This window comes from Geobacter hydrogenophilus (assembly GCF_018501225.1).
Classification (GTDB): Bacteria; Desulfobacterota; Desulfuromonadia; order Geobacterales; family Geobacteraceae; genus Geobacter; species Geobacter hydrogenophilus.
Window position 1 is genome coordinate 28,680 of record NZ_JAHCZI010000007.1, and the last position, 16,464, is coordinate 45,143.

Annotated in this window: 11 protein-coding genes; all 11 read left to right on the forward strand. The window is 64.0% G+C overall.

Translation table 11 applies throughout. The features are described 5' to 3' along the window. Positions 1 to 16 precede the first annotated feature (16 nt). Positions 17 to 841, forward strand: coding sequence for a PstS family phosphate ABC transporter substrate-binding protein (locus KI811_RS12090; protein ID WP_214186737.1), 825 nt, complete (start codon positions 17 to 19; stop codon positions 839 to 841). A gap of 7 nt (positions 842 to 848) precedes the next feature. After that, on the forward strand, positions 849 to 2,078 hold the full coding sequence (locus KI811_RS12095) for a sensor histidine kinase (RefSeq protein ID WP_246551721.1): 1,230 nt from the start codon (positions 849 to 851) through the stop codon (positions 2,076 to 2,078). Positions 2,079 to 2,163: 85 nt separating this feature from the next. Continuing rightward, entirely contained in the window at positions 2,164 to 2,562 is a 399-nt protein-coding gene (gene msrB / locus KI811_RS12100; protein ID WP_214186739.1) for a peptide-methionine (R)-S-oxide reductase MsrB, read from the forward strand. 87 nt (positions 2,563 to 2,649) lie between these two features. Then, entirely contained in the window at positions 2,650 to 5,370 is a 2,721-nt protein-coding gene (locus KI811_RS12105) for a 2-oxoglutarate dehydrogenase E1 component (RefSeq protein WP_214186740.1), read from the forward strand. A 57-nt stretch (positions 5,371 to 5,427) separates the two neighbouring features. Beyond that, a complete protein-coding gene (glgC, locus tag KI811_RS12110; protein WP_214186741.1) occupies positions 5,428 to 6,666 on the forward strand; it encodes a glucose-1-phosphate adenylyltransferase in 1,239 nt (412 codons plus the stop codon). A 32-nt stretch (positions 6,667 to 6,698) separates the two neighbouring features. Further along, the gene (locus KI811_RS12115) at positions 6,699 to 9,206 is read left to right on the forward strand and encodes a glycogen/starch/alpha-glucan phosphorylase (protein WP_214186742.1); all 2,508 of its coding nucleotides are present in this window, start codon (positions 6,699 to 6,701) and stop codon (positions 9,204 to 9,206) included. Positions 9,207 to 9,280: 74 nt separating this feature from the next. Beyond that, positions 9,281 to 10,495, forward strand: a complete 1,215-nt coding sequence (odhB, locus tag KI811_RS12120; RefSeq protein ID WP_214186743.1) for a 2-oxoglutarate dehydrogenase complex dihydrolipoyllysine-residue succinyltransferase — start codon at positions 9,281 to 9,283, stop codon at positions 10,493 to 10,495. Next, positions 10,485 to 11,273, forward strand: coding sequence for a tetratricopeptide repeat protein (locus tag KI811_RS12125; RefSeq protein WP_214186744.1), 789 nt, complete (start codon positions 10,485 to 10,487; stop codon positions 11,271 to 11,273). Before odhB ends, KI811_RS12125 begins: the two co-directional genes overlap by 11 nt. 62 nt (positions 11,274 to 11,335) lie before the next feature. Continuing rightward, a complete protein-coding gene (gene lpdA / locus KI811_RS12130; protein WP_214186745.1) occupies positions 11,336 to 12,745 on the forward strand; it encodes a dihydrolipoyl dehydrogenase in 1,410 nt (469 codons plus the stop codon). A gap of 14 nt (positions 12,746 to 12,759) precedes the next feature. Then, on the forward strand, positions 12,760 to 14,706 hold the full coding sequence (locus KI811_RS12135; protein ID WP_214186746.1) for an aconitate hydratase: 1,947 nt from the start codon (positions 12,760 to 12,762) through the stop codon (positions 14,704 to 14,706). Positions 14,707 to 14,765: 59 nt separating this feature from the next. Beyond that, positions 14,766 to 16,436 (forward strand): ATP-binding protein, encoded by a 1,671-nt coding sequence (locus tag KI811_RS12140; RefSeq protein WP_214186747.1) that lies wholly within the window; start codon positions 14,766 to 14,768, stop codon positions 16,434 to 16,436. Positions 16,437 to 16,464: the final 28 nt, after the last annotated feature.

Sequence of the window (16,464 nt, forward strand, 5' to 3'; positions counted from 1 at the left end):
TCCAGGGGGATGATGGATGGAGTGGATGGAACGGATGGTGCTGACATTTTTTGTCGCGGTGATGATGTCGGCCGGTGCGTCCGCGTGGGCACAGGACCCGCCGATTGTGGTGGCCGGTTCCGGCACGTGCATCCCCATCGTCCGCATTCTTGCCAAGGAGTTCCAGCGTTCCCATCCCGACATGGAGGTGCGGGTTTCCCCCAGCGTCGGTTCTTCCGGCGGAGTCACGGCCGTTGCTGACGGAGCGGTGGAGATCGGCATGGTTTCCCGCCCCCTGCGGACCGACGAAGCTGGAAAAGGGCTTGCATTCAAGCCGTTTGCACGGACGGCAATCGTCTTTGCGGCAGCGCCTTCGGTGCCCGACCGGGACCTGAGCTCTGCGGATATCGTTGCGATCTACCGCGGTCAGAAGAACCGGTGGAAGAACGGCCGCACGATCGTGGTCCTGACCAGGGAGCCCCGAGACAGCGGCCTAGCCGTGCTGCGGGGAAAAATCCCGGGGTTCGGCGAAGCCTATGATGCCAGCCGCGACAAGAAATTCTGGGCAACCTTTTACACCGACCAGGAGATGAATCAGGCCCTTTCGCGGTCGTGGGACGCCCTCGGCATTACCGATCGGGGCGCCGTTGTGGCGGAAAAGCTTCCCGTGAAGATGTTGAGCCTGAACGGGGTCGAACCCCATGACAATAATGTGCGCAGCGGGCGATACCCCCTGTTCAAGACCCTTGCCTTTGTCCATCGTCCGGAAACGCTTTCCCGGACCGGCACGTCGTTTCTTCAATTCGTCTTTTCCGGCAGGGGAAGGAAGATACTGAAAACGCATGGCTATCTGCCGGAATGAGGTGAGGATGAGGGAAGGCAAGCGGGGACATATAGCGATAGCAAAGCAGATGGCGAACCGGCTCTATCCCCTCGCCCTGGCGATCGCGCTCCTCATCGGCATCGGCTTCCCGGCGGTCTATGCCATTCTGGCAGCCGAAGTACAGATGAATACCGCGACGTGCCACGCCGGGGAGCTGGCGGAGCGGCTCGGGAAAATGGCCCGCGAGGATGTCACCCTCTGGAAGTTCCAGAACCAGAAGTATGCCGCTGTCCTTGACGATTTCCTTCCCCAGAAAAACATCATGCATGTCAGGATTCTCGATGAATCGGGAAAAGCGCTGACGATGTTCGAGCGTGTTGAAGCCCACGGAATGCCGATTTTCAGACCATTAGCCCTCAGCAGTGAGGCCCCCATCGTCTTCAACCGGCAAACCATAGGGACCGTTGTCATCGAAACGGCATCGGACCGGCTGATTTTCTCCACCCTTGCCGTTTTTCTCTTTTTCGCCGTTGTCGGTTTCGGCCTGGCGGTCTCCGTCTACCACTATCCCACCAGGGTGGCTAAGGGGCTCGAAGGGGAGATCGGGGGGCTCATCGCCGAGCTTGAATCCTTCAGCTACACGGTTTCCCATGATCTCCACGCGCCGCTGCGGCATATCAGCGGTTACAGCGGTGTTCTCCTTGAAGACCACGGCGACCGGCTCGGGCCAGATGTTCGGGAGATGCTGTCCCGCATCCACGGTTCCAGCGAGAGGATGAAGGAGATCATCGATTCCCTCCTGGAGCTGTCGCGTATCGGCAGGACCGAGCTCAAGCGAGAACGGGTCAATCTCGGAACCATTGCCCGTGACATCGCGGATGGCCTCAAGTCATCGGGAGGGGAGCGTCAGACAACCTTTCGCATTCAGGACAATGTCATGGTCGAGGGAGACCCCCACCTCCTGCGGAACGTGCTGGAAAACCTCCTCGGCAACGCCTGGAAATTCACCGCCAAAAGGAACGTGGCCGTCATCGAGTTCGGGACGGTGGAGGTTGACGGAAGCAAAACCTGTTTTGTTCGCGACAACGGCGCCGGGTTCGACATGGCTTACGCCGACAAGCTCTTCGCGCCGTTCCAGCGGCTTCACAGCGCTGCTGAATACGACGGGTCCGGCATCGGCCTCGCCACGGTGCGGCGCATCATCAACCATCACGGGGGAAATCTCTGGGCTGAAGGAAAGCCCGGCGAGGGAGCGGCGTTCTACTTCTCCCTCTGATTTCTTCACCCCCCTCTCCCTGTAGAATCGGCAGAACGTGGTATCCTTTCCGTGGATTGCGAACCGGCCATGGAAAGGTGATCCCATGAAGAAAAAGATCGTGAAATCCGATGACGAGTGGCGTGAGCGGCTTACTCCCGAGCAGTACGAGATAACCCGTCGCAAGGGGACGGAGCGAGCCTTTACCGGCGCCTACTGGGACTGCCACGAGGAAGGCGTCTACCGCTGCGTCTGCTGCGGTGCCGAACTCTTCACTTCCGCGGCCAAGTTCGACTCCGGCAGCGGGTGGCCCAGCTTCACATCTCCCGCAGATCAAGAAACCATTGAGGCAGAACCTGATGCCAGTTTCGGCATGAACAGGACCGAGATCCACTGCGCGTCCTGCGGCGCCCATCTGGGGCATCTGTTCGACGACGGCCCAGCCCCCACCGGCAAGCGTTACTGCATCAACTCGGCCTCCCTGAAGCTGGAAAAGACTGGATGACAGGAGGACGGTCCCTGGCAGCTTCTGTTTGAAACCCCACCCCCCTCTGCTATACTTTCGGCGTTATCCCGTCGAGAGGAAGTACCCATGACCATTCTCCCCGGCGCCGACCCGGAATTCATAGAATCACTCTACCTGCGGTGGCGTGACGATCCCGCCGCCGTTTCCCCCCAGTGGCATGCCTTCTTCAGCGGGTACGAACTGGGGGGGGGCATTCCCGGCGCGGAAGCCCTCCCCCCCGAGCTTGCCGCCAAACAGTCGGCGGTGGATTCCCTCATCTACCGCTACCGGGACCTGGGGCACCTCCTGGCCTGCACCGATCCCCTCTCCCCCTGCAAGCTGGAGCATCCGCTCCTGGCCCTGGACCGCTACGACCTGGGCGAAGAAGATCTCGATCGCACCTTCCATCCCCGGCGCTTCCTGAAGAAAGAGGCGACGCTGCGGGAGATTCTCGACACCCTGCGGGAGACCTACTGCCGCTCCGTGGGGGTGGAGTTCATGCACATCCAGGATCCCGCCGTGCGGAGCTGGCTCATGGAGCGGATGGAGCCGGTCCGCAACCGGCCCGCCGTCTCCCGGGAGGAGAAGCTCCGCATCCTTGGCACGCTCCAGGAGGCGGCCCTCTTCGAGGAGTTCCTCCACCGCAAGTTCCCGGGGCAGAAACGCTTTTCCCTCGAAGGGGGGGAGACTCTCATCCCGCTCCTCGATGCGGCGGTGGAGCGGGGCGCGGAGCACGGCGTCACCGACCTCATCCTGGGGATGGCCCACCGGGGGAGGCTGAACGTCCTGGCGAACATCTTCGGCAAGCCGTTGGAGAACATCTTTGCCGAGTTTGCCGACAACGCCGAATTGGGTATCGTGGGGGACGGCGACGTGAAGTACCACAAGGGGTTCTCCCACGACCGGGAGGTGGCCCCGGGACGCTCCATCCACCTCACCATGGCCTTCAACCCCTCGCACCTGGAGGCCGTGGACCCGGTGGTGGAGGGGAAATGCCGGGCCCGCCAGGACGCCGCCGGGACGGGGAGCGACAAGCGGGTGCTCCCGGTCCTGATCCACGGTGACGCCTCCTTCGCCGGCCAGGGGGTGGTTGTCGAGACCCTCAATCTCTCCCAGTTGGAGGGGTACCGGACCGGCGGCACCCTCCACATCGTCATCAACAACCAGATCGGTTTCACCACGCTCCCGGTCGACGCACGCTCGTCCCTCTATGCCACCGACGTGGCCAAAATGGTGGCGGCGCCGGTTTTCCATGTCCACGGCGAGGACCCGGAGGCGGCGGTCCACGTGGTCAGGCTTGCCCTGGACTACCGGCAAACCTTCGGCGCCGACGTGGTGGTGGAGATCATCTGCTACCGCCGCCACGGCCACAACGAGGGAGACGAGCCCTACTTCACCCAGCCTGCCATGTACAGCCTCATCAAGGATCGGTCACCGGTCCATGATCTCTATGCCTCCCGGTTGGCCGAGGAGGGGATCGGCCGGGAGGAGATCGACGCTCGGGCAACAGCCATGGGGCGGCGCCTCGACGCGGCCCTTGCTGCACCACTCGGCCCCGTCCCCGGGGGCTTCGAGGGGAAGTGGGAGCGGTACCGGCGGGAATACGCCCCGATAACGGTCGAGACTGGCGTTTCTCAGGAGATCCTGCGGGATCTGGCCGGCCGGCTCGCCGCCATCCCGGACGGCTTCACCCCCCATCCGAAGGTGGCGGCCCTCCTGGACAAACGGCGGGAGGCGGTGGAACGGGGAGAGGGAATTGACTGGGGGAACGCCGAGACCCTCGCCTATGCCACGCTCCTGGCCGAGGGGGTCCCTATCCGCCTCTCCGGCGAGGATTCCCGGCGGGGGACCTTCGGCCACCGCCACTCCTTCCTCTACGACATGGCAACGGACGCGCACCACGTCCCCCTTGCCGGTGTGGCGGCGGAAGGGGCCACATTCCATGCCTGGGACAGCATGCTCTCCGAGTTTGCGGTTCTCGGGTTCGAGTACGGCTACTCGGTGGAGGCTCCCGAGTCTCTCGTTATCTGGGAGGCCCAGTTCGGCGACTTCGCCAACGGCGGGCAGGTCATCATCGACCAGTTCATTGCCGGCGGCGAGTCCAAGTGGCAGCGGGTGAGCGGCCTCGTCCTCTTCCTCCCCCACGGCTTCGAGGGGCAGGGGGCCGAACACTCCAGCGCGCGGATCGAGCGCTATCTCCAGCTCTGCGCCGACAACAACATGCAGGTGGCCTACCCCTCCACCCCGGGGCAACTCTTCCATCTCCTGCGGCGGCAGATAAAACAGCCGTTCCGCAAGCCCCTCGTGGTATTCACCCCCAAGAGCCTCCTGCGCCACCCCCGCTGCATCTCCCGGTTGGAGGAGTTGGCGGAGGGAGGGTTCCGGGAGGTGATCGTCTCCGGTGCCGCCTCCGACAAGGCGCGGCGGCTTCTCCTCTGCAGCGGAAAGGTCTACTACGATCTTCTGGAGCGGCTGGAGAAGGATGGCCGGGAGGATGTGGCCATTGTCCGGGTGGAGCAGCTCTACCCTCTGCGGACTGACCTCCTGGGGGAAATGGTGGAGCGGTTCCCGCAGGCAAAGGACGTGGCCTGGGTCCAGGAGGAGCCCCGGAACATGGGGGCATGGAGCTTCATCCGGCCGCACCTGGCGGAGATTCTCGGAGCGGAGCCCCGCTACGTGGGGCGGCCGGAAAACGACGTCCCCGCGGTGGGTTCCCACCGGCTTCACGGGGAGGAGCAGGAGCGGATTGTGGAGGAAGCGCTCGGAGCGGGCCCCGGACGGGGCTCCTCCGGCAAACCCGGCGATTGACCGTTTTATGGCGAGCAGTTCATGTGTATGCACATTGTGAGGAAGGAGGGTACCATCATGTATGTAACGGGCAATCTTGCGGGGAATACGATAGCGATGGTTCTGGCAGGTGGAAAGGGGGAGCGGCTCACCCCCCTGACCCTGAGACGGCCGAAGCCCGGCGTGGCCTTTGGCGGGAAGTACAAGATCATCGATTTCGTTCTGAGCAACATGTTCAATTCGGGGATCAAGAAGGTGTATGTCCTGACCCAGTACCGGGCATATTCCCTGATGAAGCACATCAGGGAATCATGGGGGAAATGGGCCGGTCTCGGCGAGTTCTTCGTGGCCATATCGCCCGAGACGAGCAGCGAGAGCGAGGAGTGGTTCAAGGGGACCGCCGATGCCATCTATCACTATCTGCGGTTCATCGAATCGTCCGATGCTGACTATGTTGCCATCTTCGGCGGCGACCACATCTACCGGATGGATATCAGCCAGATGATCCATTACCACCGCATGAGCCGGGCTGACATCACCATTGCCGCCCTCGAGGTGCCATGTGCCGAAGCCAGGAGGTTCGGGGTCTTTTCCGTTGACGATGACAACCGGGTGACGGCCTTTGAAGAGAAACCGGCCAATCCCGTCCCCATTCCCGGGAGGGCTACCTGTTTTGCCTCCATGGGCAACTACATCTTTTCCACAAGAAGGCTCATCGAGGTTTTGCAGGAGGGGAAAAAGCTCCATGCCGATCTCGATTTCGGCAAGCACGTGATCCCGATGATGCTTGCGAAAAAGGATCGGGTCTTCGCCTATAACTTCAACGACAACCTGATCCCCGGCATGAAGCCCGAGGAAAAAGGGTACTGGAAGGATGTGGGGACCATCGATTCCTACTACGAGGCCAACATGGACCTGATCCATGTCTCCCCGCAGCTGAACCTCTACAACTACAAGTGGCCCATCCTGACCAACCAGGGGAATTACCCGCCGGCAAAGACGGTGTTCGACGAGGATGGCCGCCGCGGCATGAACATCGACTCCTACGTCTGCGCCGGCTGCATAACCAGCGGGAGCGTCGTGCGCCGGTCCATCGTCGGTCCGCTCACCAAGGTCAACAGCTACAGCATGGTGGAGGACTCGATCCTCTTCGAGAACGTCAATGTCGGCAGAAACGTGAAGATCAGAAGGGCGATCATAGACAAGAACATCATCATTCCCGACGGGACCACCATTGGCTACGACCATGAGGAAGACCGCCGTCGAGGATATACCGTAACCGAATCCGGCATTGTTGTGGTACCACAGGCCGAGTAGAGGGAAATAAACGCCGATAGGAGCTTGCAGTGATGATTCAGAAGAAGAGAGGAAAGACGGTACACATCCCCGGGCTTACCGACCTCCCCCCCCTGCCGCGGGACGTGCCGAGCCTGATGGATGATTTCCGCCACTACTATACCTACAACCTGGGGCGCGACAAGTTCTGCCGGTCGGTCCACTACCACTACAAGGCCCTGGCCCTCGCGGTCCGGGACCGCCTTATGGAGGACTGGAAAAACACCCGCTACGCCTGCCTGGATGCCGACTGCAAGCGGGGCTACTACCTGTCGCTGGAATTCCTCATGGGGCGGGCCCTCGGTAATGCCATGCTGAATCTCGGCATCACCGATGCAACGTCGAAGGCCCTCATGGACCTGGGCATTGCCATGGAAGACCTGGCCGAGGCCGAAATCGACGCCGGGCTTGGCAACGGGGGGCTGGGGCGGCTGGCGGCCTGTTTCCTCGATAGCTGCGCCACCCTGCAACTGCCGGTCATGGGGTACGGCATCCGGTACGAGTACGGGATGTTCCGGCAGCGGATCGTGAACGGCCACCAGGTGGAGGAGCCGGACCACTGGCTGCGCAACGGCAACCCCTGGGAGATAGAGCGCCAGGAGTACACCCAGCGGGTCTGCTACGGGGGACGCACGGAGCGCTACGGGACCGATGACGGCGGTTTCCGGGTCCGGTGGGTCGATACCCATGACGTGCTGGCCGTTCCCTATGATACGCCGGTGCCGGGGTACACCAACGGCACGGTCAATACCCTGCGGCTCTGGAAGGCGGTCGCCACCGACGCCTTCAACCTGAGCGAGTTCAACGCCGGCAGCTACACCGAATCGGTCGCCGCCAAGAACGAGGCGGAGAACATCACCATGGTGCTCTACCCCAACGACGCCAGCGAGAGCGGCAAGGCGCTTCGGCTGCGCCAGCAGTATTTCCTGGCGTCGGCCAGCCTCCAGGATGTCATCGAGCGCTGGGTCGTGATCAGCAAGGGGGATTTCAGCGACTTTGCCGAGAAGAACTGCTTCCAACTGAACGACACCCACCCCAGCTGCGCCGTGCCGGAGCTGATGCGCCTTTTGATGGACGAGCAGGGTATGGGGTGGGAGGAGGCCTGGCGGATCACCACCCGCACCATGGCCTACACAAACCACACCCTCCTCCCCGAGGCCCTGGAGAAGTGGTCGCTCTCCCTCTTTGCCCAGCTTTTGCCGCGCCTTCTGGAGATTATTCTGGAGATTAACGCCCGCTTCCTTGCCGAGGTCGCCAGCCGCTGGCCCGGCGACCACGAACGCCTGCGCCGCATGTCCCTCATCGAGGAGGGAGCGGTGCCCCAGGTCCGGATGGCTTACCTGGCCATCGTCGGCAGTTTTTCCGTGAACGGGGTCGCCGCCCTCCACTCACAGCTCCTTGCCCAGGGGCTGTTCCGGGATTTTTACGAGCTCTGGCCCCACAAGTTCAACAACAAGACCAACGGGGTCACGCCGCGGCGCTGGCTCGCCTGGTGCAATCCGGGCCTGGGCCGGCTCATAACCGAGACCATCGGCAACGGATGGGTTTCGGACCTGGAGCAGATCCGGAAAATCGCCGAATTCGCCGACGATCCCGGCTTTCGGGACCGCTGGCATGGAGTCAAGCTGGCCAACAAGGAGCGCCTTGCGGCCCTTGTCCAGGATAAATGCGGCGTCACCTTCAACCCGGAGTCGCTCTTCGATGTGCAGGTGAAGCGGATCCACGAGTACAAGCGCCAGCTCCTCAACATTCTCCACGTCATCCATCTCTATGACCGGATCAAGCGGGGCGATACCGCCGACTGGACCAACCGGTGCGTCCTCATCGGCGGCAAGGCGGCCCCCGGTTACTTCATGGCCAAGCTCATCATCAAGCTGATCAACAACGTCGCCCAGGTGGTGAACGGCGATCCCCAGGTGGGGGACCGGCTCAAGGTGGCGTTTCTCCCCAACTACCGGGTCACGGCCATGGAGGTTGTCTGTCCCGGCACCGACCTGTCGGAACAGATATCCACCGCCGGGAAGGAGGCATCGGGCACCGGCAACATGAAATTCATGATGAACGGCGCCCTGACCATCGGCACCCTGGACGGGGCGAACATCGAGATCAGGGAAGAGGTGGGGGACGACAACTTCTTCATGTTCGGCCTCACGGCTGAAGAGGTGGAGACGATGCGCAGGGGGTACGACCCCGGTGCCATCATTGAAGCAGACTCCGATCTGGGGCGGGTCATGAACCTCTTGACGTTCGGCCACTTCAATCTTTTCGAGCCGGGGCTGTTCGATCCGATCATCGGCGCCATCACCACCCCCCACGACCCCTGGATGGTTGCCGCCGATTTCCGCAGCTACGTGATGGCCCAGGAGAGGGCCGCTGCCGCCTACAAGGATCGTGACCGGTGGACTCGCATGAGCATCATCAACAGCGCCTCCAGCGGCAAGTTTTCCACCGATCGGACCATCCGGGAGTACAACGGGGATATCTGGCGCCTGCAGCCGGTGCCGGCACGGTGTGGGGGGTAGGCTGCGGGGAAAGGGCTTCAGGCCTCAGGCTGGCGAACGGAACGTGCGCACGCAGGATGTGAAAGGTGGTCGGTATGGAAATCAAGGTCCCGTCGGTGGGCGAATCGGTCTTCGAAGCTTTGGTGGGGAAGTGGCTCAGGAGAAACGGCGAGGCGGTCCGGAAAGACGAGCCGGTCTGCGAGATCGAGACCGACAAGATCACCATGGAGATCGACGCCGGGGCCGACGGTGTGCTCACCATCATGGTGCCGGAGGGGACCACGGTGAAGATCGGCTCCGTCATCGGCATCATCGCTGAGGGGGCAACGGTAGCGCCGGCACCTGCCAAGCCCGAAGCCCCGAAGGAGGTGCCTCCCCTGTCCCCGGCGGCCCGGAAGCTGGCCCAGGAGAAGGGGATCAGCCCAGAGACGGTGCAGGGGACCGGACGGGGGGGGCGGGTGACGGTGGACGACCTGCTGAAGGGTGAGGGGAAAGGAGCGGAAAAGGTTGAAGAGAAAGCTCCCGCGCAGCCACCCCTTTTTGCCTCTGGGGCACCCGCTGTTCTCCCGGTCCCTGCACCGCCCCAGCCGAAGGAGCCGGCGGCGGAGGCGGAGCGTGTCACCCGCACCCCCATGACCCCCATCCGCAGGCGGATCGCCGAGCGGCTCCTGGCGGCGCGGCAGCAGACCGCCATGCTCACCACCTTCAACGAGGCGGACCTGGGTCGGGTGATGGAACTGCGGAAGAAGTACAGGGAGCATTTCCAGAAGAAGCACGGCGTCTCCCTCGGGTTCATGTCGTTTTTCGTAAAGGCGTGCGTGGAGGCCCTGAAGGAGTATCCGGCGGTAAACGGCTCCATCGAGGGGGATGACATCGTCTCCCACCACTACTACCATGTCGGCATCGCCATCGGGGCCGAGAAGGGGCTCGTGGTGCCGGTCCTCCGGGACGCGGACCGGCTCTCCTTCGCCGAGATCGAAGCGACCATCGCAGGGTTCGCGGATAAGATCAAGGCCAACCGGCTGGAGCTGTCGGACCTCCAGGGGGGGACCTTCACCATCTCCAACGGCGGGGTCTACGGCTCGCTCCTCTCCACTCCCATTCTCAACCCGCCCCAGAGCGGCGTCCTCGGCATGCACGCCGTTCAGGAGCGCCCCGTGGTCCGCGATGGCCAGATCGTTATCCGTCCCATGATGTACCTGGCCCTCTCCTATGACCACCGGATCATCGACGGCCGCGAAGCGGTGGGGTTCCTGAAGAAGGTGAAGGAGTATGTGGAGGAGCCCGAGGAGCTCTTTCTTGAAGGGTAGATTGGCCGCCGCAGTGACCTGCACGGTGCTGGCAGTCCTTCTCCTGGCCACCCCTGATCCGTCGGCATCGGCCCGGGTCGGCAGGAATGGCAAAACACCGGCGGCACAGGAGTTTGCCCGGACCAGGGGAGCGGCGCAACGGGGTGACGCCGGCGCCGCCTTCCGGCTTGCCCTGATGTTTCTCGATGGCGCGGGCGTTGCGCGCAATCCCGCCGAATCGGTCCGGTTCATGAAAATCGCCGCGGAGCGGGGACACGTCCGGGCCCAGTACTTCCTGGGCACCCTCTTTCACGAAGGCGCGGGGGTGAAGCAGGACCAGAAGGAAGCCGCCCGCTGGATCGCCAGGGCTGCGGCCGGTGGCGATGCCGAGGCCCAGTACGCCTATGGCCTCCTCCTTCTCTCCGGCGATGGGGTTCCGGTTGACAAGGTGGCAGCCATGGAGTGGCTTGGCAAGGCGTCCCGCCAGGGGAGCGGGGGGGCCCGCGACGTGCTCCGGCAACTGGTTGCCCTGCCGGGACGCCCCACCGAGATCCGCTCCCTGGAGCCGTTCATTGCGGCGCCCCGTGCCGCGACTTCGGGCGGCGCTGCCGATGGGGGAGCGCATCTTGAAGGGATGGGGGTGATCCTCGACCAGGGGGAGTTCGGCCTCCGGTTTTCCGTGCCCCATCTGAAGGAGGCGATTGCCCCGGCCTATCCGGCGTATTCCCCGGACAAGGGGGTCTGGAACCGCATTCAGGGGGGGACGTTCGAAATCATCTACCGGCCGGGAGCGAAGTAGTTCTTCCGCCGGCCTGCTTCGCATTTCAGTAGCGGATACTACAATCATTCCGGGAGGATTCCATGTCTGAAGAGCTTTACGACCTCATTGTCATCGGCGCCGGACCCGGCGGGTACGTGGCCGCCATCCGCGCGGCCCAGTTGGGGATGAGTGTCGCGGTGGTGGAGAAGCGGGAGGCCTTGGGCGGGGTCTGCCTCAACGAGGGGTGCATCCCCAGCAAGGCGCTCCTGGATTCCTCGGAGCTCTTCGCCCTGGCCCGGGACAGGTTCGCCGGCCACGGCATCGCCATCGACCCGCCACGGCTCGACCTTGCCCGGATGATGGCCCGCAAGGACGACGTGGTGAAGAAGCTGACCGACGGGGTTGCCTTCCTCTTCAAGAAGAACAAGATTGCCCGGGTGCAGGGGACGGCCCGGCTCACGGGCGCGCGGGACGGAGCCCACGGCGTTGAGGTTTCGGCATCCGAGGGGACGCAGCAGCTCAGGGGAAAGCGGGTGCTTCTGGCCACGGGAAGCGAGGCGGCGGTGATTCCGTTCATGCCCTTTGACGGTGAACTGGTGGTGAGCGCCCGGGAAGCCCTCTCCTTTGACCGGGTGCCGGAGCATCTCCTGGTGGTTGGGGCGGGATACGTCGGCCTGGAGCTCGGCTCGGTCTGGCGGCGGCTCGGAAGCCAGGTGACGGTGGTGGAGATGCTCCCCAAGATGCTCCCCAACACCGATGGCCAGGTGGCCGACACCCTGATGCGCTCCCTGAAGAAGCAGGGGATCGCTTTCCGGATGGAGACCAAGGTGACCGGTTTCGCCAAACGGGACGGGAAGGGGGCGGTCACCGTGGAAGCGGGGGGCGCCACGGAGGAGATCGTCTGCGACCGGGTTCTGGTGGCGGCGGGGCGGCGTCCCCTCACGGCGGGGCTCGGCATGGAGGATCTGGGAGTCCGGCTGGAGGCGGGACGGATCGCGGTGGATGACAATTACCAGACATCCCTTCAGGGGATTTACGCCATCGGCGACCTGATCCACGGCCCCATGCTCGCCCACAAGGCCATGGCGGAGGGGGAGGTCTTTGCCGAGCGGCTTACCGGCCAGGCGTCGGTGGTGGACTACGCCTACATCCCTGGTATCGTGTATACGTGGCCCGAGGCGGCAGGCGTGGGGCGGACCGAGGAGGAGCTGAAAACGGACGGGGTCGAATACCGCGTCGGCAGGTTCCCCTTCATGGCCAACGGCCGCGCCAGGTGCATGGACGAGACCGAGGGGTTCGTGAAGATCCTCGCCACCCCCGACACCGGCCGGGTCCTCGGCATCCACGTCATCGGCCCCCGGGCCTCGGATGTCATCGCCGAGGCGGTCACGGTCATGACCTACGGCGGCAGCGCCGCCGACATCGCCATGACCTTCCACGCCCATCCAACCCTTTCCGAGGCCATGAAAGAGGCGGCCCTGGATGTGGAGAAGCGGGCGATACATGCGTGAACACGGAGGTTCCCATGGGTAAGAATCTCGCAACGAAAATTCTTGAAGCGCACCTCGTCAAGGGAGAGCTGAAGCCGGGCACCGAGATCGCCCTGAAGATCGACCACGCTCTCCTGCAGGACGCCACCGGCACCATGGCCATGCTGGAGTTCATCGCCATGGGGGTCGACCGGGTGAAGGTGGAGCTGTCGGCCCAGTACATCGACCATAACCTCCTCCAGACCGACAACCGCAACGCCGACGACCACATCTTCCTCATGACCGCGGCCCAGCGGTTCGGCATCCATGTCTCCAAGCCGGGGAACGGGGTCTCCCACCAGGTGCACCTGGAGCGCTTCGGCGTGCCGGGCAAGACCATGCTCGGGGCCGACTCTCACACCACCTCCGCCGCCGGCCTCGCCATGATCGCCATCGGCGCCGGGGGGCTCGACGTCTCCCTGGCCATGGCGGGTCATCCCTTCTACCTCCCCTGCCCGAAGATCTGGGGGGTGAAGCTCACGGGAGAGCTCCAGCCCTGGGTTTCGGCCAAGGATGTGATCCTGGAGATGCTCCGCCGCCACACGGTGAAGGGAGGGGTCGGGAAGATCATCGAGTACTACGGCCCCGGCGTGGCGACCCTCTCGGCCACCGATAGGGCCATCATCGGCAACATGGGGGCGGAGTTGGGGGCCACCACCTCCGTCTTCCCCTCGGACCACCGGACCCGAGAGTTCCTGGAGGCCCAGGGGCGCGGCGGGGTCTGGCAGGAGCTTGCCGCCGACCCGGACGCCGCCTATGACGAATACGAGGAGATCGACCTTGCCACGGTGGAGCCCCTCATTGCCTGCCCCTCGTCGCCGGGGAACGTGGTGCGGGTGGCCGACATCGAGGGGCTGAAGGTGGACCAGGTGCTCGTGGGGAGTTCCGCCAACTCCGCCTTCCGGGACCTCATGACCGTCTGCCGCATCCTGGACGGCCGGCGCATCGCCCCCCACCTCTCCTTCAACGTGAACCCGGGGAGCCGACAGGTGCTGGAAAACGTGGCGGCCGAAGGGGGGGTGATGATGCTCCTCCTGGCCGGGGCCCAGATCCACCAGCCCGGGTGCCTCGGCTGCATCGGCATGGGGCAGGCGCCGGGGACCAACCAGGTGAGCCTCCGCACCTTCCCCCGCAACTTCCCGGGGCGAAGCGGCACGAAGGATGACAAAGTCTACCTCTGCTCCCCCGAGACGGCGGCCGCCGCCGGCCTCTTCGGCGTGGTGACCGACCCCCGCAAGCTGGGCGACCTCATGCCGTGGCCCAGCGTGCAGAACCCGGCGAAGTACGTCCTGGACGACTCCAGCATCATCTTCCCCCTTCCGCCGGAGGAGGCGAAGAACATGGAGATCGTCACTGGCCCCAATATCATCCCCTTCCCCGACTTCGACCCGCTCCCCGAGACCCTGGAGGCGGAGGTCATCATCACCGTGGGGGACAACATCTCCACCGACACCATCATGCCGGCCGGCAACAAGGTGCTCCCCTTCCGGAGCAACATCCCGGCCATCAGCCAGTTCGTTTTCGAGCAGCTGGACCCGGATTTCCACACGCGGGCCAAGGAGAAGGGGAACGGCGTCGTCATCGGCGGGGAGAACTACGGCCAGGGGTCGAGCCGGGAGCATGCGGCCCTGGCGCCGCGCTACCTCGGCATCCGGGCCAAGATCGTCAAGAGCTTCGCCCGGATCCACAAGGCGAACCTGGTGAACTTCGGCATCCTCCCCCTCACGTTCAAAAATCCCGCCGACTATGACCTGGTGAAGCAGGGGGACCGCCTGGTCTTCCCCGACGTCAGGAGGCTCGTGGCCTCCGGCGCCGCCGAGATACCGGTGAAGGTGGGCGGACGGGAGATTGTCACCATTCTGGAGGTCTCCGACCGGCAGCGGCAGGAGCTTCTGGCCGGGGGAACGCTGAACTTTGTGAAAAAAGGAGGGTCGGAGGGATAAGAGGTGAGAGGGCCGACGGAGAAAGGGAGGACGATGGAGAGTGAAGCGGGGAAAAGCCGATGCGATTGAACAGGGCGACCCTCTGGGCACTGTTGGTGTTCGCCCTTTTCATGGGGATCGGCGCGGTGATCGCCGGAGAGCTGGTTCGCGAACGAAAGCAGGAGCGTCGCCAGACCGTGTCCCAGATTGCCGCCAACGCGGCCCACTCCCTTAAGCGCCAGCTCTCCCGCTCCCTGTCTGCCACCAGCGCCCTTGCCGCGATCCTACGGCAAAACGGCAGGATAGAGAATTTCGACGCTCTGGCGGCCGAAATTATCAAAATCTACGGCGGCATCAGTGCCCTCCAGCTGGTGCCCGATGGGGTCATAACCCAGGTCTATCCCCTGGCCGGCAACGAAAAGGCTGTCGGGTTCGACATCCTCAAGGATCCCGCTCGCAGCTTTGAGGCACTGCGGGCCATTGAGTCGCGCCGGCTTTCCCTTGACGGTCCCTTTGAACTGAAACAGGGGGGGACCGCAGTCGTCGGCAGGCAGGCGGTGTTTCTTCCCGATGGCCAGGGGGGGGAGCGGTTCTGGGGGTTCACCGCCGTGATTATCCGATTGCCGGCGTTGATGGATGCCAGCAACCTGAGCCTCCTTGAGAAGAACTGTTACGTGTTTCAGGTGTGCCGGGTACACCCCAATACCGGCGAAAGAATAGCGTTTGCCCGGGGGGGAGGCACGTTGCCGAAGGAACCGGTCGAGTTCACCTTCGATGTTCCCAACGGCAGGTGGGTGCTCTCGGTGTCGCCGACGGCGGGGTGGCTCACGGTATCCGACAAGGTATTGTACGGCGCCACGGTTATCCTGGTCAGTCTGGCTCTCGGTGGCCTCGCCTACGTGATCCAGCGCCAGCCGGAACTGTTGCGCAGCGAGGTGTCGAGACGAACGGCCGAGCTCGAAGGGGCCAGGGGCCGGCTTGAAGAGGAGGTCCGGGAGCGGACCAGGGTCGAGGAGGAGGTTCGGCGCCTCAATGCCGATCTGGAGCAGAGGGTTGCCGAGAGGACCTCCCAGTTGGCGGCCGTCAACCAGGAACTGGAATTGTTCACCTATTCGGTTTCCCACGACCTCCGGGCGCCTCTGGACACCATTGAAGGCTTTACCCGGACCCTCAGGGAGAAGCACGCCGGCTCCCTGGACGAAAACGGCATGCAGGTCCTGATGCGGATATGCAAGGCCGGTGACCGGATGCAAGAACTCATCGGCCATCTCCTCGAGCTGTCCCGGGTGAGCGGCGGCGAACTGGTTCGCCAGAGCGTCGATCTTAGCGCCATGGCCCGGGAAATCGCCGCGGATCTCCAGGGGGGCGATCCTGGCCGTTCCGTGACCTTCCGCATTGCCGACGGGGTTGTGGCGCCGGGAGGTGCGGGGCTTCTGCGGGTTGTCCTGGAAAACCTCCTGGGCAATGCCTGGAAATATACCGGGGGAAAAGAGGGGGCGCTGATCGAGTTCGGGGTGGAGGCCAAGGAGGGGGAGCGGTTATTTTTCGTCCGGGACAACGGCGCCGGCTTCGACATGAGATACGCCGACCGGCTCTTCGGCGTGTTCCAGCGGCTCCACAGTGCCGCGGAGTTCGAGGGGACCGGCGTCGGTCTGGCCACGGTGCGGCGGATAATCCTTCGCCACGGGGGGCGGATCTGGGCGGAGGGGTCGGTCGGCCGTGGAGCCACCTTCTTCTTTACCCTGGGGTGAAGAGTGGTGGCGTGGGGAGGATGATGCG